At 64.3% G+C, this 20363-nt stretch carries 15 protein-coding genes; 9 read left to right on the plus strand and 6 right to left on the minus strand.

Features of this window, described 5'->3' with window-relative positions; all coding sequences use genetic code 11:
- The first annotated feature begins 26 nt into the window (after positions 1–26).
- From trmD to DOM41_RS07230, 8 genes are all read left to right on the plus strand, one after another.
- Positions 27–791 carry a tRNA (guanosine(37)-N1)-methyltransferase TrmD gene (gene trmD / locus DOM41_RS07195; protein ID WP_110686147.1) on the plus strand — a complete coding sequence of 255 codons (765 nt, stop codon included), beginning with the start codon at positions 27–29 and terminating at the stop codon, positions 789–791.
- A gap of 109 nt (positions 792–900) precedes the next feature.
- On the plus strand, positions 901–1257 hold the full coding sequence (gene rplS, locus DOM41_RS07200) for a 50S ribosomal protein L19 (protein ID WP_110686148.1): 357 nt from the start codon (positions 901–903) through the stop codon (positions 1255–1257).
- Positions 1258–1421: 164 nt separating this feature from the next.
- The gene (gene xerD / locus DOM41_RS07205; RefSeq protein ID WP_110686149.1) at positions 1422–2309 is read left to right on the plus strand and encodes a site-specific tyrosine recombinase XerD; all 888 of its coding nucleotides are present in this window, start codon (positions 1422–1424) and stop codon (positions 2307–2309) included.
- A 2-nt stretch (positions 2310–2311) separates the two neighbouring features.
- Positions 2312–3058, plus strand: coding sequence for a DsbC family protein (locus DOM41_RS07210; RefSeq protein ID WP_110686150.1), 747 nt, complete (start codon positions 2312–2314; stop codon positions 3056–3058).
- A 240-nt stretch (positions 3059–3298) separates the two neighbouring features.
- Entirely contained in the window at positions 3299–4615 is a 1317-nt protein-coding gene (locus DOM41_RS07215) for a homoserine dehydrogenase (protein ID WP_110686151.1), read from the plus strand.
- Positions 4616–4760: 145 nt separating this feature from the next.
- The gene (gene thrC / locus DOM41_RS07220) at positions 4761–6149 is read left to right on the plus strand and encodes a threonine synthase (protein ID WP_110686152.1); all 1389 of its coding nucleotides are present in this window, start codon (positions 4761–4763) and stop codon (positions 6147–6149) included.
- Between the two features lie 8 nt (positions 6150–6157).
- A complete protein-coding gene (locus DOM41_RS07225; RefSeq protein WP_110686153.1) occupies positions 6158–7975 on the plus strand; it encodes a single-stranded-DNA-specific exonuclease RecJ in 1818 nt (605 codons plus the stop codon).
- Positions 7976–8178: 203 nt separating this feature from the next.
- Positions 8179–8790: a YitT family protein gene (locus tag DOM41_RS07230; protein WP_110686154.1), complete on the plus strand. Its 612-nt coding sequence runs from the start codon at positions 8179–8181 to the stop codon at positions 8788–8790.
- Positions 8791–9003: 213 nt separating this feature from the next.
- Here the strand turns inward: DOM41_RS07230 and DOM41_RS07235 are convergent, their stop codons facing one another.
- Together DOM41_RS07235 and DOM41_RS07240 are read right to left on the minus strand one after the other, a co-directional pair.
- The gene (locus DOM41_RS07235) at positions 9004–11550 is read right to left on the minus strand and encodes a heavy metal translocating P-type ATPase (protein WP_245391769.1); all 2547 of its coding nucleotides are present in this window, start codon (positions 11548–11550) and stop codon (positions 9004–9006) included.
- A complete protein-coding gene (locus DOM41_RS07240) occupies positions 11547–11978 on the minus strand; it encodes a MerR family transcriptional regulator (RefSeq protein ID WP_110686155.1) in 432 nt (143 codons plus the stop codon). Before DOM41_RS07240 ends, DOM41_RS07235 begins: the two co-directional genes overlap by 4 nt.
- Positions 11979–12374: 396 nt before the next feature.
- On the opposite strand from DOM41_RS07240, the gene DOM41_RS07245 reads away from it, so the two are divergent.
- Positions 12375–13742 (plus strand): OmpP1/FadL family transporter, encoded by a 1368-nt coding sequence (locus tag DOM41_RS07245; RefSeq protein ID WP_110686156.1) that lies wholly within the window; start codon positions 12375–12377, stop codon positions 13740–13742.
- Positions 13743–13974: 232 nt separating this feature from the next.
- Here the strand turns inward: DOM41_RS07245 and DOM41_RS07250 are convergent, their stop codons facing one another.
- The 4 genes from DOM41_RS07250 to DOM41_RS07265 all read right to left on the minus strand — a co-directional run bounded on the left by DOM41_RS07250 (position 13975) and on the right by DOM41_RS07265 (position 20311).
- Positions 13975–16050, minus strand: a complete 2076-nt coding sequence (locus tag DOM41_RS07250; RefSeq protein ID WP_110686157.1) for a M13 family metallopeptidase — start codon at positions 16048–16050, stop codon at positions 13975–13977.
- Positions 16051–16182: 132 nt separating this feature from the next.
- Positions 16183–18681 carry a TonB-dependent receptor gene (locus DOM41_RS07255; protein WP_110686158.1) on the minus strand — a complete coding sequence of 833 codons (2499 nt, stop codon included), beginning with the start codon at positions 18679–18681 and terminating at the stop codon, positions 16183–16185.
- Positions 18682–19137: 456 nt separating this feature from the next.
- Positions 19138–19539, minus strand: coding sequence for an ExbD/TolR family protein (locus DOM41_RS07260; RefSeq protein ID WP_110686159.1), 402 nt, complete (start codon positions 19537–19539; stop codon positions 19138–19140).
- A 52-nt stretch (positions 19540–19591) separates the two neighbouring features.
- Positions 19592–20311 (minus strand): MotA/TolQ/ExbB proton channel family protein, encoded by a 720-nt coding sequence (locus DOM41_RS07265; protein WP_110686160.1) that lies wholly within the window; start codon positions 20309–20311, stop codon positions 19592–19594.
- Positions 20312–20363: the final 52 nt, after the last annotated feature.

Raw genomic sequence — 20363 nt, forward strand, 5'->3', positions numbered from 1 at the left:
CAGTCCAAGGGTAGGAGTCGTTAACCGTGTGGATTGGTGTCGTCTCCCTGTTCCCGGAGATGTTCGAAGCCGTGACGCGATATGGCGTGACGGGGCGTGCCGTGGATCGAGGTCTGCTCGACATGGCGTTCTGGAATCCCCGGGACTACGCCACGGACAGACATCGCACGGTGGACGACCGACCCTACGGTGGCGGCCCCGGCATGCTGATGAAAGTCCACACGCTGCGGGCGGCCATCGCGGATGCCAAGCAAGGCGCGGTCGAAGCCGGACATCGGCCTACGGTGATTTACCTGTCGCCGCAGGGCCGCCGACTCGACCAGGCCGGCGCCCGTGAGCTCGCCTCTCGGGAGGGACTGATCGTGGTGGCCGGGCGGTACGAAGGCATCGACGAGCGCGTGGTCGAAGCCGATATCGACGAAGAATGGTCGATCGGTGATTACGTGCTCAGCGGTGGCGAGCTACCCGCCATGGTGATGATCGACGCGCTGTCGCGGGAGGTTCCCGGCGTTCTCGGGCACCAGAACTCGGCAAGTGAAGACTCCTTTGCCGATGGACTGCTCGACTGTCCGCACTACACGCGACCGGAAAAGGTCGATGAGCGGCAGGTACCGGATGTCCTGCTCAGTGGCAATCATGAGATGATTCGTCGCTGGCGCCTGAAACAGTCGCTCGGACGTACCTGGCTCAGACGTCCGGACATGCTTGAGAGCCGAACGCTGGATCGCGAGCAGCAGCGTCTGCTCGATGAATTCATCGATGAACACGTCGCACGCGACGGCGGTGCATGAGGCGAGACCCATCGTCTGCATGCGTCATCCACGAGTCCGATTCCGCGCCGGTCAGCCGAGCGCCGGGATCACGGAGCGCCCACGGGCACTCCCTAACGAGGAGCAAGACATGAGCAGCAAGAGCAAGGTGATCCAGGCGCTCGAGAACGAGCAGATGACCCAGGAAATTCCGGCGTTCGCCCCGGGCGATACCGTCGTTGTCCAGGTCAAGGTCGTTGAAGGTAGCCGCGAGCGTCTCCAGGCGTTCGAAGGCGTGGTAATCGGCAAGCGTAGCCGCGGCCTGAACTCCGCTTTCACCGTGCGCAAGATCTCTCACGGTGTCGGCGTCGAGCGTACCTTCCAGACCTACAGCCCGCTGGTGGCAGGTATCCAAGTCAAGCGTCGCGGTGACGTACGCCAGGCGAAGCTGTACTACCTCCGCGAGCGCAGCGGCAAATCCGCGCGTATCAAGGAAAAGCTGGGCTAAATCGGTCTTTGCCTGGACGCCACGCCGGGCACTGCCGACAGGTCAGTTCGAAGACCCCGCGAGCCGAGAGGCTCGCGGGGTCTTTGCGTTATGATGGCGCATTGCGCGGATCGACTGACATGACGTCTATCGACTGACTCTCCACCCACAGAGCGAGCTTTCGCATGACGGATGCCGACCGGCGCGATGCTTTTCTCGACGCGCTCTGGCTCGAGCGCGGTGCCAGCGAACACACGCTGAGCGCCTACCGACACGATCTTTCGACCTGGATGGGCTATCTCGAGGCGCAGGGGCGAAGCCTGCTGGACCCCGGTGAGCCAACGCTGCTGGCGTTCGTCGAGGCAAGGCGAGAGAGCCACCATGCCCGTTCCATCGCGCGCGCGCTCTCCTGTCTTCGGCGCTTCTACCGCTGGGCCCTTGGCGAGGGGCTGATCGATCACGACCCGCTTGCCGAGATCGAGCCGCCGAGGATCCACCCTTCGCTGCCCTCGACGCTCGAGGAAGCCGAGGTGGAACGCCTGCTGAATGCCCCCGACGTCGAGACGCCGCTCGGGCTTCGCGATCGCACCATGCTCGAAGTGCTTTACGCCTGTGGGCTTCGCGTCTCCGAGCTGGTCGGGTTGACGGTGAGCGCGGTCAATCCGCGCCAGGGCGTCGTGCTAATCCGCGGCAAGGGCGACAAGGAGCGGCTCGTGCCGCTCGGGGAAGAGGCGCTGGCGTGGCTCGAGCGTTACCTGCGTCAGGGTCGCAACGAGCTGATGAGCGACATTCGCCGACCGCCGCTCTTTCCCGGGCGCAACGACGGATTCATGACGCGTCAGACCTTCTGGTATCGTCTCAAGCACTACGCCGAGCTCGCCGCGATCGACAAGCCGCTCTCGCCGCATACGCTCAGGCATGCATTCGCCACCCATCTTTTGAATCATGGCGCCAATCTGCGTGTCGTACAGCTGCTGCTGGGGCATAGCGACCTGTCGACCACCCAGATCTACACGCACGTGGCGCAGGCCCGGCTCGAGGCGCTGCACGCCCAACACCATCCTAGAGGTTGAAGATGATCAGTCGTTTGTTTCTCTCTGCGCTTGCCCTGGCGGGCGCGACGCTCTCCGTGAGTGCCTTTGCCGAACCGCCGGCGGATCTCGCCGACAAGCTCAATGCCAAGGGCGGGCAGCCGCTCCCCATCGATGCGATCGACGATTCGCCGCTGCCCGGGTTGTACGAGGTACGTTTGAAGGGGGGCAATACGCTCTACTCGGACAGCAATGGGGAGTACCTGATCGTCGGCGATCTCTATCAGAATGCCGAGTCAGGGATGGTCAACCTGACCGAGCAGGCGGCCAATGCTCGGCGCCAGGCCCGGTTGGCGGCGATACCCGACGACCAGCGGGTCATCTACAAGCCGGCCGGCGAGGTCCGGGCGCGCCTGACCGTCTTCACCGATCCGACCTGTCCGTACTGTCACAAGTTTCATGAAGAGATGAGCGAGCTCAACGAGCGCGGCATCGAGGTCGACTACCTGGCGTTTCCGCGCATGGGACCGAACTCCGAGGTCGCCCGCCAGCTCGCCGGTGTCTGGTGTGCCGACAACCGCCCGGAAGCGATGAGCGCAGCCTTCCGTGGCGAGACGATCGAAGTGCCCGATCACTGCGACGCGCCCATCGCCGAGCAGTATCAGCTGGGCGTCGAGGCCGGGATTCAGGGCACGCCGGCGATCATCTTCCCCAGCGGCAAGATGGTGCCGGGCTACCTTCCGGTCGCGCGGCTCGCAGCGATGCTCGAGCAGGACGGGCGCGACAACTGAGTCGGCTTCTCGGCCCGCGTTGCGAGGGCGCTTGACAAGTGTCAAGGGGCTTTCTACCGTGACCGACCCCCGAGCGCCCGGTCACGCAGTGGCCGGTAGCGAAACGGGCGGTTCGGTCCGGTCGAAACGGTGTGTTCGGCCGGCCGGGAACATCGATCGTCGACCGGTGTGCACCGGTTCACGACCCGCGAGCGTCTCGACGACGACAGATCAGTTTCAATCAATCGAAGGAGCGTCATCTTGAATCCGGTGAGAGTGGGACTCTGCGGCTTGGGCACCGTCGGCGGCGGCACCTTCAACGTGCTCACGCGTAACGCCGACGAGATCGCGCGTCGCGCCGGTCGCCCCATCGTCATCGAGCAGGTCGGGGCGCGGCGCGACAACCCTGACTGCGACACCGCTGGAATCAAGACCACCAGTGACATCTTCGAGGTCGCTCGTAACCCGAATATCGACGTGCTGGTCGAGCTGATCGGTGGTTACGACGTGGCCCGCGAACTGGTAATGACCGCGATCGAGAACGGCAAACACGTCGTCACCGCCAACAAGGCGCTGATCGCCGTGCATGGCAACGAGATCTTCCGCGCCGCCCACGAAAAGGGCGTCATCGTCGCCTTCGAGGCGGCGGTCGCGGGCGGCATTCCGGTGATCAAGTCGCTGCGCGAAGGGCTCGCCGGCAATCGCATCCAGTGGCTCGCGGGCATCATCAACGGCACCGGCAACTATATCCTGACGCACATGCGCGACGAGGGGCGGGCGTTCGACGACGTTCTTGCCGAAGCGCAGGCGCTGGGCTATGCCGAAGCCGACCCCACCTTTGACGTCGAAGGTATCGATGCCGCGCACAAGCTCACCATTCTCGCTTCCATCGCCTTCGGCGTGCCGCTGCAGTTCGATCACGCCTACACTGAAGGCATTGCCCGGATCACCTTCGACGATGTCGAGCAGGCGGACAATCTCGGCTACACCATCAAGCACCTGGGGATCACCCGGCGCAGCGAGAGCGGCGTCGAGCTGCGCGTCCATCCCACGCTGATTCCCAAGGAACGCCTGCTCGCCAACGTCCACGGCGTCAAGAACGCCATCGCGGTGATGGGCGATGCCGTCGGCCCGACGCTTTACTACGGGGCTGGCGCCGGCGCCGAGCCTACCGCCTCGGCGGTCGTCGCGGATCTGCTCGACGTTGCGCGCAACATCGCTACCGACCACGACTATCGCGTGCCTTATCTGGCATTCAGCGGCATTCACGACGAGGCCAATGCCTTGCCGATTCTGCCGATGGAGGAAATCGTCACCGCCTACTATCTGCGGCTGCTGGCGGTCGACAGGCCCGGTGTGCTGGCCAGGGTGGCCACGATCCTCTCCGAGCAGGGCATCTCGATCGAGGCGATCATCCAGAAAGAGGCGACCGAAGGCGAGCTGGTGCCGATCATCCTGATGACTCACCGTACCCGCGAAAAGCACATGAACGAGGCGATCCGTCAGCTCGAGTCGCTGGCGGACGTCGCCGGCGCGGTCACACGAATCCGCGTCGAGTCCCTGGACGAGCAGGAATAACCCCCGCGCTGCGAGCGGCGAGTCTCGACGCAGGGTGCATGCAGGTCCGTGATCGGAACGGGCATCAACACGATGACACCCGCGAGCAGTGATATCGGCAGGATGGCGACTCGACGCTCGAGGCACGCCACTCACGGAGTGAAACATGCGATACATCAGTACGCGCGGGCAGGCACCGGCGCTGAGTTTCGAGGAAGTGGTCCTCACAGGAATGGCGGTCGACGGCGGCCTCTACGTGCCGGAGACGGTGCCTCAGTTCAGTCACGACGAACTCGCCGAGATGGCGGGGCTGTCGTATGCCGAGATCGCGTTCCGGGTGATGAAGCCCTTCGTCGGCGGCGAGATCGACGACGACACCTTCCGCACCCTGGTGAACGAGGCGTACGCCACTTTCACCCACGATGCCGTGGTGCCGCTCAATCAGCTCGACGCCAATCATTTCCTGCTCGAGCTGTTCCACGGCCCGACGCTGGCGTTCAAGGATGTGGCGCTGCAGCTGCTGGGACGCATCCTCGATCACTTCCTGGACAAGCGCGGCGAGCGCGCGGTGATCATGGGGGCGACCTCCGGTGATACCGGCTCGGCGGCCATCGAAGGCTGTCGGCACTGCGACAATCTCGATATTTTCATCCTCCACCCGCACAACCGGGTCTCGGAAGTGCAGCGTCGGCAGATGACTACGGTACTGGCGGACAACGTCTTCAACGTCGCCATCGAGGGCAATTTCGACGACGCCCAGGCGATGGTGAAGGCGAGCTTCGCCGATCAAGCGTTCTTGAACGGCGCCCGCCTGGTGGCGGTAAACTCGATCAACTGGGCGCGCATCATGGCCCAGATCGTCTACTACGTGGCCGCCGGCGTGGCGCTGGGCGCCCCGCACCGCGAGATCAGCTTCTGTGTGCCATCCGCCAACTTCGGCAATCTCTTTGCCGGTTACATGGCCTCGCAGATGGGCCTGCCGGTGAAGCAGTTCGTCATTGCCACCAACGCCAACGACATTCTCCACCGCACGCTCGCCGACAACGACTTCTCCAAGCGTGAACTGGCTGCGACGCTGGCGCCGTCGATGGACATCGTCGTGTCGTCGAACTTCGAGCGATTGCTGTTTGACGCCTACGGTCGCGACGGTGACGCGGTTCGTGAGCTGCTCGAGCGCTTCCAGCGCGAACCCGCCGTGCTCGCTGAGGCGCCGTTGGCGTCGCTGCGAGAGCGCTTCGCCAGTTTCAGCGTCGACGACGACGCGATTCTCGAGGCGATTCGCGACGCGCATCACCGCACCAAGGAGCTGCTCGATCCGCACACGGCGACCGGCTACCGCGCCGCCGAGCAGGCGCGAGCCGATGCAGTGACGCCGATGATTACCCTGGCAACGGCGCACCCGGCGAAGTTCGCCGAAGCGGTAGTCAAGGCCGGCTTTACCGGCGCGGCGCTGCCGGCCCACATGGCCGACCTGCTCGAGCGCGAGGAGCGCTACAGCGTGCTGCCCGCCGAGCTCGGCGCGGTGCAGGCGTTCGTCGCCGAGCACCGGCGCTGAGCCGCGGTATGGACGACGGCGGCCTTCCCGAACCAAGTCCCGAGGTGACGTCCACCGATCCCGCGCGGCGGCGGATTCTGGCTCGCCCGCGGGACGAGTCGCTCTACCGGCGCGGACTCGATCTCGGTCTCTCCGAGCTGCAGGCGCGCATCCTGGCCGGGCGTCTGTCCGGATATGACGGGGCGCTGGAGGCGTTGACCGCCCCGTCGCTTCGCTATCTCAGCCATCCCGACCGGCTTGCCGACGGCGTCAAGAGTGCCGAACGTATCGCCCGTGCGGTCAGCGAGGGTGAGCATATCGGCGTGCTTACCGACTACGACGTCGACGGCATTACCTCCCACGTGGTGATGCTGCGTGCGCTGACCGAGCTTTTCGGCGTGCCGTCGTCGAGGATCCACAGCCTGATCGGCCACCGCATCAACGACGGCTACGGTATCAGCCTGCCGCTGGTCGAGCGCACGCTCGCGCTCTCGCCACGCCCGACCCTGGTGGTCACCGCCGACTGTGGCTCCTCGGACGAGCCGCGCATTGCCCGGCTGCGGGCGGCGGGTATCGATGTCGTCGTCACCGATCACCATGCGCTGCCGCTGGAGGGGCCGCCATCCTCGGCCTACACCACCGTCAATCCGACGCGCAGCGACTGCCGCTACCCGGACAAGACCATCGCCGGCTGCATGGTCGCCTGGCTCGTGATGTCACTGACCCGTTCGGTGCTGATCGAGCAGGGCGTGCTGGCGTCGTCGACGCCCAAACTGTCGCCCTGGCTCTCCTACGTGGCGCTCGGTACCGTCGCTGACTGCGTTTCGCTGGGGGCGAGTGCCGCCAACCGCGCCGTGGTGACGTACGGTTTGCGGCTGATCAACCGCATGGAGGCCCCCTGCTGGCGGGTGATGGCCGAGCGCCTCGGTGCCGACAGCACGCCGTTCGACGCCGAAACGCTGGCCTTCCAGATGGGCCCGCGCATCAACGCGCGCTCGCGACTCGACGACCCCTACGCGGCACTGCACTTCATGCTGGCCGCCGACGATGCGCTGGCGCGTCAGAAGCTGCAGGTACTCGACGACGACAATCAGTCGCGCAAGGCGCTCGAGGCGGACATGGTCGAGCAGGCGCGGCAGCAGGCTGCGGGTCAGCTCGATCAGGATTACACCGCGCTGGTGATCCACCTGCCCGAGGGTCATCCGGGGGTGCAGGGCATCGTCGCCTCGCGGTTGGTGCAGTCATTCGGCCGGCCCGCCGTGGTGCTGACCCCGGCCACCGCACCGGAGATGCTCACCGGTTCCGGTCGCTCCATCGATGCGCTTCACCTGCGTGACGCCCTCCAGCGCACCGTTGAGCTGGCGCCCGAATGTCTGCCGCGCTTTGGCGGACACCGGGGCGCGGCGGGCGTCGGCGTGCCGCTGGCGCAGCTGGAGACGTTCAGCGCGAGGTTCCGGCAAGCCGTCGATGAGCAGCTCGGCGGTCGCGAGCTCTTCCCGGTGGTGTGGACGGACGGCGAGCTCGACGCCGATCAGTTGACGCTGGGCACTCTGGATGAACTCGCGGCGCTGGCGCCCTACGGTCGTGAATTCGACGCGCCGCTGTTCGAGGCGACGTTCATCGTCGAACAGCTACGCCCGGTGGGAGCGGAGGGCAACCATCTGATGCTCGAGCTCTCGCTGGGGCGAGCGGTTAGCCGGGCGATCTGGTTTCGGGCCCTCAATCCCGGCGAGGCGGCGCCCATCGCCTCTGGCGATCACGTACGCTGCGCTTTCAAGCTCTCCCGCAATCGCTGGAAGGGGCGGGAGTCGCTGCAGTTGATGGTCGAGCACGCCGAGCGCGTCTAGCGAGCGTGGCAGTGGATGCGCGCCCTACCCCAGGGCGCTGGCCGCCGCGTTGTCGACCCCGCACATCCTGTCCCGCCCTTGTCGTTTCTTCCCCTTGTTTCTCCGGACCGTGGGTGTTGCCGCTATAATCCTGTGCGAGGCGCCACAAGCGCCCCATGCGATAACACCTGCCTATCCGGCAGCACGACAATAAGGGTTGCTTCATGGAAACCACGCAGCGTCATCGGCCTTACGAGGACGGTCTTGCCATCATTCTGGGATCGTCCTGCGCCGCCCTCGGCCTTGCGCTCTACCATCACGCCGAGATCCTTATCGGCAGCACCGCCGGCATGGCACTACTGATCACCTATGCCACCGGCGCCAGCTTCGGCCCGGTCTTCTTCGTCATCAATCTGCCGTTCTACTGGCTGGCGTGGCGCCGTATTGGTCACCAGTTCACGCTGAAGACGTTTCTCGCGGTCAGTCTGCTCTCCTGGATCTCCTGGATGCTGCCGGCGTGGCTCGATATCGGTGAGGTGGAGCCGCTGTTCGCGGCACTGCTGGGCGGCAGTCTGATCGGGCTCGGGGTGCTGTTTCTGTTCCGACACCGGGGCAGCCTCGGCGGCTTCAACATTCTCGCCGTCTATCTGCAGGATCGCTACGGCTGGCCGGCGGGCAAGGTGCAGCTCGCACTGGACGGATTGATCATGCTGTCAGCGTTTGCCGTGCTGCCGGTGGCCAACGTGATCTATTCGATCATCGGTGCCGTGGTGCTGGGTGTGATCCTGACGATCAACCACCGCCCCGGACTCTACACCGGCGTCAGCCAGAGCTGAATGGGGTTGGCTCGGGCGCCAGGGACGAGACAGCGCGGCGACGCGCAGGGCCACGTGCCTCCCGCAGGCGGGACGCAAAGGCCCAAAAAAGGGCGAGCCCGTGGGCTCGCCCTGCGTCTTCCGGCCTTGACGCCGGAACGACTCATCCCTTGAGCCAGAACCACCAGATGATGAATACGATCACGGCGATTCCCAGGGTATTGAGGAGCAGTGTCATGTCGCTGCCGTCTCTCTGTCGTGGGTCGCTTGCGGGCGTTGGCGTTCGGGGTCGAACCACCGCAGCCGATTGGCATTGCTCACCACCGTGACCGACGACAGCGACATCGCGAGTGCCGCCAGCAGGGGGGAGAGCAGCGCGCCGGTGATGGGGTAGAGCACACCGGCGGCAATGGGAATGCCGAGCGCATTGTAACCGAACGCCCCCCACAGGTTCTGCCGGATATTGGCGAGCGTCGCCCGACTGATGGCAATGGCGTCGGCGACGCCGTGCAGCGAGTCGCGCATCAGGGTCATGCCGGCACTCTCGATCGCGACGTCGGTGCCGTGGCCGATGGCAAAGCCGACCTCGGCCTGCGCGAGTGCCGGGGCGTCATTGATGCCGTCGCCGACCATGCCGACGCGCTCGCCGCGACCCTGTAGCATCTCGACGATGCGCTGCTTGTCCGCCGGCAGCAGCCCGGCATGGACTTCGTCGATGCCTGCCTCGGTGGCGATCGCGCGGGCAGCGGTTTCGCTGTCGCCGCTCAGCATGACCACTCTCAGCCCTGCCGCCTGGATCCTTGCGATCGCCGCTTGGCTGTCGTCACGTAGCGGGTCGCGCACCGCAAAGGCGGCCGCCAGCGCGTCACCGACGCCGAGATAGATCACGCTCGCCGCCTGCTGCTGCCACTGCGTCGTCGTCTCCCGCAGGCCAGTGAGGTCGATGCCGGCGTCACTCATCATGGCTTCGTTGCCGAGCCATAGCCCCCGACCATCGTCCAGCGTGGCCGTGACACCGCGGCCGCTGTAGCTCTCGAAGTCACGAATCGTGATCGCGTCGGCGTCATGGGTGGCCGCGAGCAGCGCCGCGGCCAGCGGGTGCTCGGAGCGGCGTTCGAGGGCGACGACAATGGCGTCGATCTCGGCGCGTGAGAGGCTCGGGCTTTCGTCGTGGCGGCCGATGACCCGCGGTTTGCCCTCGGTCAGGGTGCCGGTCTTGTCGACCACCAGTGTGGTCAGTCGACTCGCGGATTGCAGCGCCTCGCCGTCACGCACGAGGACACCGTGTTCGGCGGCCTTGCCGATGCCGATCATGGTGGAGATCGGCGTGGCGAGGCCCAGCGCGCAGGGACAGGCGATGATCAATACCGTGGTTGCCGCGATCAGGGTATGGATGAGCTGAGGCGCCGGGCCGACGTTGAACCAGATCAGCGCCGTGAGCATGGCCGCGATCATGACGCTGGGTACGAAAACCGCCGAGACGCGGTCGGCGAGGGCGCCGATCGGCGGGCGTGACGCCTGGGCGCGGGCGACCTGGTCGACGATACGTCCCAGCCGGGTGTCGTCACCGACCTGGGTCGCCCGGTAAACCAGTGAACCTTGTCCGTTGAGCGTGCCGGCGCTCACCGCTTGCCCGGCAGACTTGCGTACCGGCGTCGGCTCGCCGGTGAGCATCGATTCGTCGATGTAGCTCTCGCCCGTTTCGACCTCGCCGTCGACCGGTAGCCGCTCCCCGGGGCGCACGCGAATCCGTTCTCCCGTCGTGACCGTGTCGATGTCGACATCCAGCTCGCGGCCTTCGCGGATGACCCGGGCGGTGTCACTGCCAAGGTCGAGCAGGCGCGAAAGCGCCTGGCTGGTACGCCCGCGGGCGCGCAGCTCCAGCGCCTGGCCCAGACCGATCAGCCCCACGATCATCAACGAAGCCTCGAAGTAGAGATGGCGTGAGCCCTCGGGAATGGCGCCGGGGAAGAGCACCACCGCCATGGAGTAGAGCCAGGCGGCGGCGCTGCCGAGGGCGATCAGCGTATCCATGTTGGCCTGATGGTGACGAAACGCCTTGAAGGCGCCGTCGAAGAAGCGTCGCCCGGCCGTCGCCAGCACGCCCAGCGTCGCCATACCCAGAGCGAACCAGAGCCAGCGCTCGCCACCGGTGAGTGCTGGCGTATGAACGAACATCGCCAACATCAGCGGAAGACCGAGGGCGAGGCTCACCGCCGACTCGATAGCGTGGCGGCGCATCCGGCGCTCGGCGTCCTGCTGGCGGCGTTCATTCGCTGTTTGGAGATCCTCGACCGGGGTGGCGTCATAGCCCGCCGAGCGGACGGCGTCGATCAGCGCCTCATCCGACGCGCTGCCGGTCACCAGGGCGCTCTCGCCGGCGAAATCGACCTGGGCGTGCTGAACGCCGGTCGTTGTCGATAGCGCCTTCTGCACCGCGTTGACGCAGCCGGCGCAGGTCATGCCGTCGATGCTGAAGCGCCGCGGCCGGCTGTCGTCGCTGGCCGGTGTCGGGTGGTCCGCGGAGGGACTCCCGGACGCGGCGGCGTCGGGCTCACCGGAGCCAGTCTGCCTGTGGCCGTCGTCGTTCGGCGGATAGCCCGCTTCGGTCAGCAATGCGCTGACCTGCTCGGCGTCGAGTCGCGTGTCGATGTCGAGGCGTTTTTCGGCGGGGTCGCCGACGACCTCGGCCTCGACGTCTTCGGCCTGAACCGCCGCGCGCATGCGTTTGACACACCCCTGGCAGTGCATGGCGTCGATACGGTAGCGATGCGCGTTCATGGCGTCTGCCCGCGCGTGGCGTCATCGTCGGCCGCGTGCTCGATCAGACGACAGATGCTGTCGCCGTTCGGTGTGCCGTCCGGCAGCGTCGACCACTCATCGATGGCCTGTTCCATGCGTGTCGCCAGGGACTGGAGCTCCTCGATCTGGGCGCGAATGCGGGGCAGGCGAGCCGCCAGCAGATCCCGCACCAGCGGGCAGGGCGAGTCACCCTGGTCGGCCTGTTCGAGAATCTCGGCGACCTCCTTGAGGCTGAAGCCGAGCGTACGCGCGCGTTGTATGAAGCGCAGCCGACCCAATGCACGCCGGTCGTAGAGTTGATAGCCGTTGTCGGGGTCGCGTCGCGGAACGAGCAGTCCCTGCCGCGAGTAGTGGCGCACCGTCTCCGGCGTGACGCCGGCCGTGCGGGCGAGTTCGGTGACTTTCATGCGACCTCCTGATCTCGAACTGACTACTCCAGCTTAAAACCTGTGTGTTAGGCAATGGTCAATCGGCGCGGAGAGCGTGGAGGCAATCGGTGGCGAAACGAGTCGCTGGGGTCAGTAGCGCCCGGCACCGATCGCGCGCGGTCGGCCGTCCTATGGAGCGAGGCTTTTGTCGTACGACTTGTGTCGACCAAGACTAAAGAGAGCGCCAAAACGCGATTGAAACGACCGTTTGCCAATTGACGGCCCTGGGCGCTTACGTCAAAAGAGAAGGCGACAAATCGATACGTCACCTTGCCTTCGCAAGCGTGCCGGTCGCCGACAACCGCAATGGAAACCCCTCAGCGATGGCGCCTGTCGTCTCGTCTCGAAAGGGGTAACAAGTGCAGGGGACAGACTATGGAACAGTGCTACCGTCATCGCTTCGACCGTCGCGTGGGTAACCGCGATAACCGACTTTCGCTCGCCATCGCCGTTGCGTGTCTCGTCGCCTCCGGGCAGGCCGTTGCCGGGGGGTATCAGCTCAATGAGCAGAGCGTGAGCGGGCAGGGCTATGGCCATGCCGGCCGCAGCTCCAACGTCAACGACGCCAGCATCGTCTACGGCAACCCGGCGGGCATCTCGTTTCTGGATCGCGCGCAGATTACCGCCGGTGCCACTTATCTCGACGTCAAAAACGATATCGACAACGTGAGCACGAGCCGGTCGGTGGATAGTGGCGTTGCCGGGGGCGGCGCCCCGTCGGGGGTCCAGGTGCCGATCGGCGCAGTCCCCGGCAGCAGCGACGGCGACATGGTCGGTAGCAAGGTGATCCCGTTCGGGTTCTATGCCCAGCCGATCAACGACAGCTGGTCCTTCGGCCTCGGGGTCTATGCTCCCTTCGGCTCCAAGACAGACTACGAGGCTGACTTCCAGGGGCGCTACTTCGGCGACTACACCGAAGTCGTCGTGGCGACCGTTCAGCCGACCTTGGCCTACCGCTTCAACGATCAGTGGTCGCTCGGCGTTGGCGTGACCTACAACCAGGTCGAGGGCGAGCTGCGTCGGCAGCTTCCCACCGACGCTGCCTATAACTCGGCGGCGGACATCGACTCGCGCGTCGACGGTGACGACGACGCCTGGGGTTACAACATCGGCGTGCTCTATCGACCGTTCGAAGCGACGACGCTGGGCCTGACCTACCGCTCCAAGGTCGACTACACCCTGGAAGGGGACTTCGAAGCCAAGGATCCGCTGGGCAACGTGGTAGCCGCCGACAGTGCCGAGCTCGATCTCACGACACCGGAGACCATCAATTTCTCGATTACCCAGCAGATGACGCCGGATCTCAAGCTGATGTTCGGAGCCTCCTGGGTACGCTGGGACCGCTTCAATGAAATCCGGGTGACCGGCGACGCAGGAAACACGATTACTCAGGAGCAGCAGAGCTATCGCAACGCCTGGGCATTCGCGGTGGGCGGCGAGTACGCGCTCAATCCGCAATGGGTACTGCGCGCCGGCGTCACGCTCGACGAAACGCCGACCAACGACACCTACCGCAGCGTGCGCATCCCCTCGGACGATCGACGCATCTTCTCGCTGGGGGCGGGCTGGACGCCGGTGCCGGATCTCACCATCGATCTTGCCTACTCCTACCTCACCGAGCGGCGCACCGAGGTCTCGCAGGAGCGCAGCGACCTGCTGAACGGCGCTGGAGGAGCGACTTACGAAGCCGATTACAAAAATGAAGCCCACGGCTTTGGTGCCCAGGCAACGTATCGGTTCTAGACACGCGAGGCGACGTCGCTCATCGAGAACCGACGAAGGGAACGTAGGTAGAGAACGGATTGGGAGAACCTTCCAAGCTAACCGACAAGGAGACGGCCCCGCCCTGGAAAGGGGCGGGGCCGTTTGCCGTGTGGAGAGTCGCCAGCGGGGGCACACCACACCGCCTACCCACCGCTCGACAGCCTCTCGACAGAGACTCTGGCCTCTCGGTGACTCCCGTCGTCGCCGGGCGCTACCAGATCACGACGCGCTCTTTGGGTGGCAGATAGAGCGCGTTGTCCGGGCCGACGTCGAAAGCGTCGTACCAGGCGTCCATGTTGCGCACGATACCGTTGGCACGGAACTGGGACGGGGAGTGAGGGTCACTCTTGACGCGATTGATCAGCGCTTCCTGTCGGAAAAGGCGACGCCAGACCTGCGCCCAGCCCATGAAGAAGCGTTGATCGCCGGTAAACCCATCCAGCGTGGGCGCCGACTGGCCATCCAGCGAGCGGTGGTAGGCGCTGAGCGCAATGTTGAGGCCACCCAGATCACCGATGTTCTCGCCCATGGTCAGATCGGGGTCGAGAGAGTACCCCGGGACGGGTTCATACTGGGCGTATTGTTCGCCGAGTTTCGCGGCCAATCGGTCGAAATGCGCCGTATCGGACGGCGTCCACCAGTCTGTCAACCTCCCCTGGCCGTCGGATTTGCGGCCCTGATCGTCGAACCCATGACTCATCTCATGGCCGATGACGGCACCGATGCCACCATAGTTGACCGCGGGGTCGGCGTGGGGATCGAAGAAGGGCGGCTGAAGTATTGCAGCAGGAAAGACGATCTCGTTGCGGTTGGGTGAATAGTACGCATTGACGGTTTGCGGGTTCATGAACCACTCGTCTCGATCGATCGGACCGCCGAGCTTGGCAAGATCATCCTGCCAGTGCCAGCGACGGGCTTCCCGAACGTCGGCGTAGAGATCGTCGGGGGTGATCGTCATCCCATCGTAGCGTTCCCACTGCTCGGGGTAGGCGATCTTGGCACCGAAGGCGTCGAGTTTCTCGAGCGCGCGTTCACGCGTTTCCTCGGTCATCCACGCGACCTGATGGGTCAGACGCTCGCGATAGGCCGCCTTGAGGTTGTCGACCAGCGTCTGCATCTGCGATTTCGCGTCGGGCGAGAAGTGTCGCATGACGTAGAGCTTACCGGCGGCTTTCCCCACCTGATTGTTGATGAGATCGACCCCGCGCTTCCAGCGCTCCCGTTGTTCGGGCTGTCCGGAAAGCGTCTTGCCGTAGAACGCGAAGCTCGCCTGATCGATGGCGGCGGGCAGGTAGCTGCTGTTGGCATTCAACAACCGAAAAGTCAGATAGGTCTTGAGTGTGGAGAGCGGCGTGGCGTCGAAGAGCCGAGCCAGCGAACGAATGGCATCGTTCTCCCGCAGCACCACTTTCGACTGGTCGTCGAGGCCGCTCGCCTGGAGCCAGGGCTGCCACGCGAACCCCGGGGCGTAGACCGCGAGCTGGTCCGTGTCGATGGGGTTGTAGGTCAGAGACCGGTTACGCTGTTTGGCAGGTGCCCACTCGACGTCGGCCATGCGCGTCTCCAGCGCCAGCACGAGCCTGGCCTTCTCCTCGGAGTTGCTCTCGCCGGCGAGGGCGAGTAGCTGCGCGATATAAGTGACGTAGGCCTCGCGAATCTCCTGCATGCGTGGCTGATCGTCGAGATAGTAGTCCCGCGTGGGGAGGCCCAGCGTCATCTGGGAAAGGTAGGTCACATAGCGCTCGGGATCGCGAACGTCGATATCGACGTAGGGCTCCGCCAGGGAGCCGAGACTCAGATCGGCGCGCCCCATCAATCGCGCCAGCGCGCGCTTGTCGGTCGCCGCCTGAATTCGCGCAAGATCGGGACGGATGGGCGCGAGTCCTCGCTGCTCGACGCGCGCGCTATCCATCCACGCATGGTAGAGATCGCCAAGGCGCTGCTGGGGCGAGTTCGGCGGCGTGTTGGCGCCATTGAGCTGTTCGAGAATGTCATGGACCTGCCGTTCGGCCTGATCGGCCAGTACGGTAAAAGCGCCGTAGTTGCTGCGGTCCGGTGGAATCGACGTTGTCTTCAGCCAGCCACCATTCACGTAGTGGTAGAAGTCATCGCCGGGGGCGATGGTCGTGTCGCGCTCGTCCAGCGCGATACCCCATTCCCCCATCTGAGCCTGCGAGGCGCTACCGGGTGGTGTGGGGGCAGTCGACTGGGCGCTCGCCGTACCGGCGGCAAGTAGGAGGGTCAGCGCCAGACGGGCGTGCGACCGCGAGTACAGGAAGGCGTTCATAGTGTCTCAGTGTCTGAATCACGATGTGGGATCGCTAACATCGCGTGATTGGGAGTGTCGTGCAACGGGGAAAAAAGGCCGCTACGTTGCGCAGCGGCCAATCGATCGAGCAAGGAAAGCGACTGCTTCTTCTTAGAAGTTGTAGTTGAACCGGGCGTAGATGCTGCGACCCAGTGCGTCGGCATAGCGGGCGTCGTAGCCGAGCTGTCCGACTTCCGGCTGGTTGCTGAAGGGCGGATCACGGTCGAAGAGGTTACGCACACCCAGGGTGACGGTCGGTCCCGCCGTGAAGGTATAGGCGCCGAGCGCGTCCCAGGTCGTATAGGACCCCACCTTTTCGTTGGTCGAGGTGTCGTAGTCGTCGTAATCGCTCATGTAGTGATTGACGACCCCCGCGCCCCAGTGACCCTTGTTCCAGTTGAAAGTCACCTTGTGTTTGAACCGGAAGATGGTGCCGTAGCCGCTACGGTAGTGCCCGACGTTACTGACGTAGCTGCCGTCCGGGCTTTCCTGAAAGTCGTAACGGTCAACGTAGGTCCCGGTATAGCCGACCGAGAAGAGCCCGTAGCGGGTCGGCAGCCGGTAGTTCGCCGAGATATCCACACCGTTGGTCTTGGTCGAGCCCAGATTCTTGTTATACGTCGGGATGTAGTCGATGGTGTCGTCGTCCTTGCGCTCGATGCTGCCGGGCGCGTTATCGATTACGTAGCTGGCCGTTGGCGCGGCGACTTCGTTTTCGATCTCGATCCACCAGAAATCCAGCCCGGCGGAAAAGCTGTCGACGGGCTGAAAGACGAAGCCCAGTGTCCAGTTCTTGGCCTCTTCGGGCTCCAGATCGGCGTTGCCACCCTGCTCGACCAGAAACTGCGTGCTGCAGTCACGGCTTTCGACGCCGCCGGGGGCCGGCGAACCGCCGGGGCAGAGCAGTGGGTCGTTGAGACCGCCCGGCGAGTAGGTCTGCGCATTGGGGTCGTAGAGCTCGTAGAGCGAGGGGGCACGAAAGCCTTCGCTATAGGCGCCGCGGACCAGCAGCTCGCGAATCGGCTGCCAGCGGAAGGAGACCTTGGGGTTGGTGGTATCGCCGACATCGCTGTAATCGTCGTAGCGCACAGCGGCAGTGACCTCTAGCCCCTCGACGACGGGGACGTTGAGCTCGGTATAGATGCCTTTGACGTCACGATCCTCGCTGACCGAAGCATCCGGCGAGAGTCCGCCGCTGGTGGCGCGAGAGGCGATGTCCGGATCCGTCTCCAGGCTCAGCCGCTCATGACGATAGTCGGCACCGACTGCCATCGCCGACGAGCCGGCACCGAACCAGTCACCGATTTCCCGGCTCAGTTTGCCATCCCAGGCGTAGACGTCGGTCTTGGCGTGCCACACCGAGCCATGGGCTTCGGCGTCCTGAAGCGCCTGGCGGCCAGCGTCGGTCAGCGGGTCGGTCGAAAAGGGATCGATGATGCCGTTATTGAAGGCTTCCTCGAGGTCGCTATCGTTGAGATAGCCGCCGCGATAGTTGATGTCGGTATCGCTCTCGTTCCAGGACGCCGCCGTGGCGTAGTTGAAACCCGAGAAATCGCCGGTGAAGTCCAGTACCAGCCGGCTCGCGTCGATGGTGTTGTAGGTCTCCCGCGCACCGGCCGGAATACCGCGCCAGCGAACGGAGACAGGCTGGGTCGGATCGAGAGCCGGGTCATCGGGGTAGAAGAGCGAATCGGGCTGGAGTACCGGGCTGGTAGACGTGGGAGAAGGCGCGCCGAGCGAAATGTTCTTGTTACGCGACCACAGGTAGGAGAGTCCGACCGTGTGGTTCTCCGCCAGCTTGGCGCTCGCCCGCGTATAGAGCGACGTGTTTTCGCTCTCCTGCTGGACCTGGCCGTAGCGACCGTAGTCGTAGGAGCAAGTTCCTTCGCCGGTATCGACGATGCCTTCGCTGTCACAGCCGCTGCCGGCGAGCGGGTTGCCGGCGACACTGCCCTGGTAGTAGTTGCCGGGGTAGGCGAAGGAGGAGACGCCGAAGATCCCTTTACCCGGCGCGTAGACTTCACGGATATCGCCGCGGTCGGTGTAATCCAGATGGCTCTTCTTGCGATAGCTCATGGAGCCCATCACGTTGAAACCGTCGGTTTCCAGATCGCCATTCCCCCAGGTGGCGCTGATGTCGCCGCTGTCTCCGCCCCCACTCCGGGTCGGCGTTTCATAGCCGAACTCGACGTTGCCGCCGGTCAGGCTTTTCTTGGTGATGAAATTGATGACGCCACCAATGGCGTCGGTGCCGTAGATGGCCGAGGCGCCATCGCGCAGCACCTCGACACGCTCGATCGCGCCGAAGGGGATCGTGTTGAGATCGACCGCGCCGCCGTCGAGCGAGTTGTTGGCGAGTCGTCGGCCGTTGAGCAGAACCAGCGTCTTGTCGGTGCCGATACCGCGCAGGTTGGCGAAGCTCGCCCCCCCCGTGATCGCGGTGCCCGTGCTCAAGCCGGGACCCGAGCTGGTGTCGTTGGCGGCGATCTGCGAGACCAGCTGAGCGGTCGAGGTGATCCCCTGCTGACGAATTTCCTCGGCTTCGATGATGGTCACGGGCACTGCCGTTTCGGCATCGGTCCGGGCAATGGCCGAACCGGTGACTTCCATGCGCCCCAGATTCTGGGTCGGTGCGGCAGCCGCCGCCGGGGCAGCAGCAGCCGGGGCAGCAGCAGCCGGTGCGGCCGCGGCCGGCGCTGCGGGAGCCGGTTCGGCAATGTCTTCGTTATTGGAAGCCGGGGCGACGTAATCTTCGTTGTCCTGGGCCGCCGCGAGGGGGGCCGCGGTGAGAAGTACGAAGGTCGATGCAAACAGCGTGCAACGCCAGTCGACGCTGGAAAATCGACGATGGTCGGAATTTGGGCCGCAAGAAGCCCAGGGATGTCTAGCATCCCGAAAAAATCGCGGTGTCATAAAATCGTCCTGAATAGCTGTAGTTGGTCGTTGTGGCTATCGTCTTGATGATCGGTCGTTATTGTTGTGCCCTTGCTGTCGCCCTCCGTGCGTCGTTCCCTAGAAAAACGGTCGTTGCAGTACTTTCAGTCGCGCTGTTTTAACGGCTCGTTGTCATTGTTGCGTCAGTACTGCCACTTTCTGAATGCCAGAGCGTTCGATGGCCGCCATTGCCTTGGCAACCGTGCCGTAATCGACTTCTTCGTCTGCCTGAAGCTGGACCGCCTGCTCCGCGTTGTCTTCATGTGCCTGAACCAGCGCTTTCTCCAGTGCATCGAAGGCGTACTCTTCCTTGCCAATAAAGTAAGTGCCCTCGGCATCAACACTCACGACCAGGGGTTCTTTGGCCTCCGGGGGAGCAACGGCACCGGTCTTGGGCAAGTTGACGTTGACGGCGTTGGTCATTAGCGGTGCCGTGACGATAAACACCACGAGAAGTACCAACATGACGTCGACAAGCGGCGTGACATTCATTTCGCTGAGGACTTCGTCGTCGTCCTGATTGGAAAAAGCCATTGTTATTCGCCCTGTGTTATACGGTTGAGGAAAAGACCTCTGAACGTCGTGGTCAGCTCACCGCCAATGAGGGGTTGGATGGGGTCGTTGTCGTCGCTGGCGTCGTTGTCTGAGTCTTGAACGCCGACTGTTGCGCCAGGCTGTAGAAATCGTGAGCGAAGTCATCCATCAACGAGACATTGAGCTTGAGGCGGCGGGTAAAGTAGTTGTAAACGAGGACGGCGGGGACGGCGACGGCAATACCCACGCCCGTCGCGATCAGTGCGTGACCGATGGGGCCGGCAACCGTGTCGAGCCCGGCCTCCCCGGTTTCACCAATGGTCATCAACGCTTCCATGATCCCCCAGACCGTGCCGAAAAGGCCGATAAAGGGCGAGGTGCTGCCGATACTGGCGAGGATGGCCAAGCCCCCCTCCAGAGAGCGCCGTTCGCGCTGAATCTGCTGGCGAAGACTGCGCTCGAGACGATCGGAGAGATTGATCTTCTGGGCGAGTTCCTGGTTGGAGGGCGCGATATCACGTCCCGTCACGACGGCAAACCCGGCCCTGGCAATCGCGGCCATGGTGCCGGGGCGATTGTCACTGATCGATTCGCCTTCCTCCATGCTCCTGGCTTCCCAGAACTGCTTCTGAAACCGCTTGTTTTCGGTTCGGTTTCTGGCGAACTGCAGGCCCTTGATCAGCAGCACCGCCCAGGTGAGCACGGAGAAGAAAATCAGTGTCCAGAGCACGCCGGGTACGATCAGGGCCGTGATTTCATTGCTTTCTAGCATCTTGAGTTCCTCATGAATGAAGTGGGGACGTCGTTTTTTTCGCCACCCGTGG

Source organism: Salinicola aestuarinus, from assembly GCF_003206645.1.
In the GTDB taxonomy this organism is placed as follows: domain Bacteria; phylum Pseudomonadota; class Gammaproteobacteria; order Pseudomonadales; family Halomonadaceae; genus Salinicola; species Salinicola aestuarinus.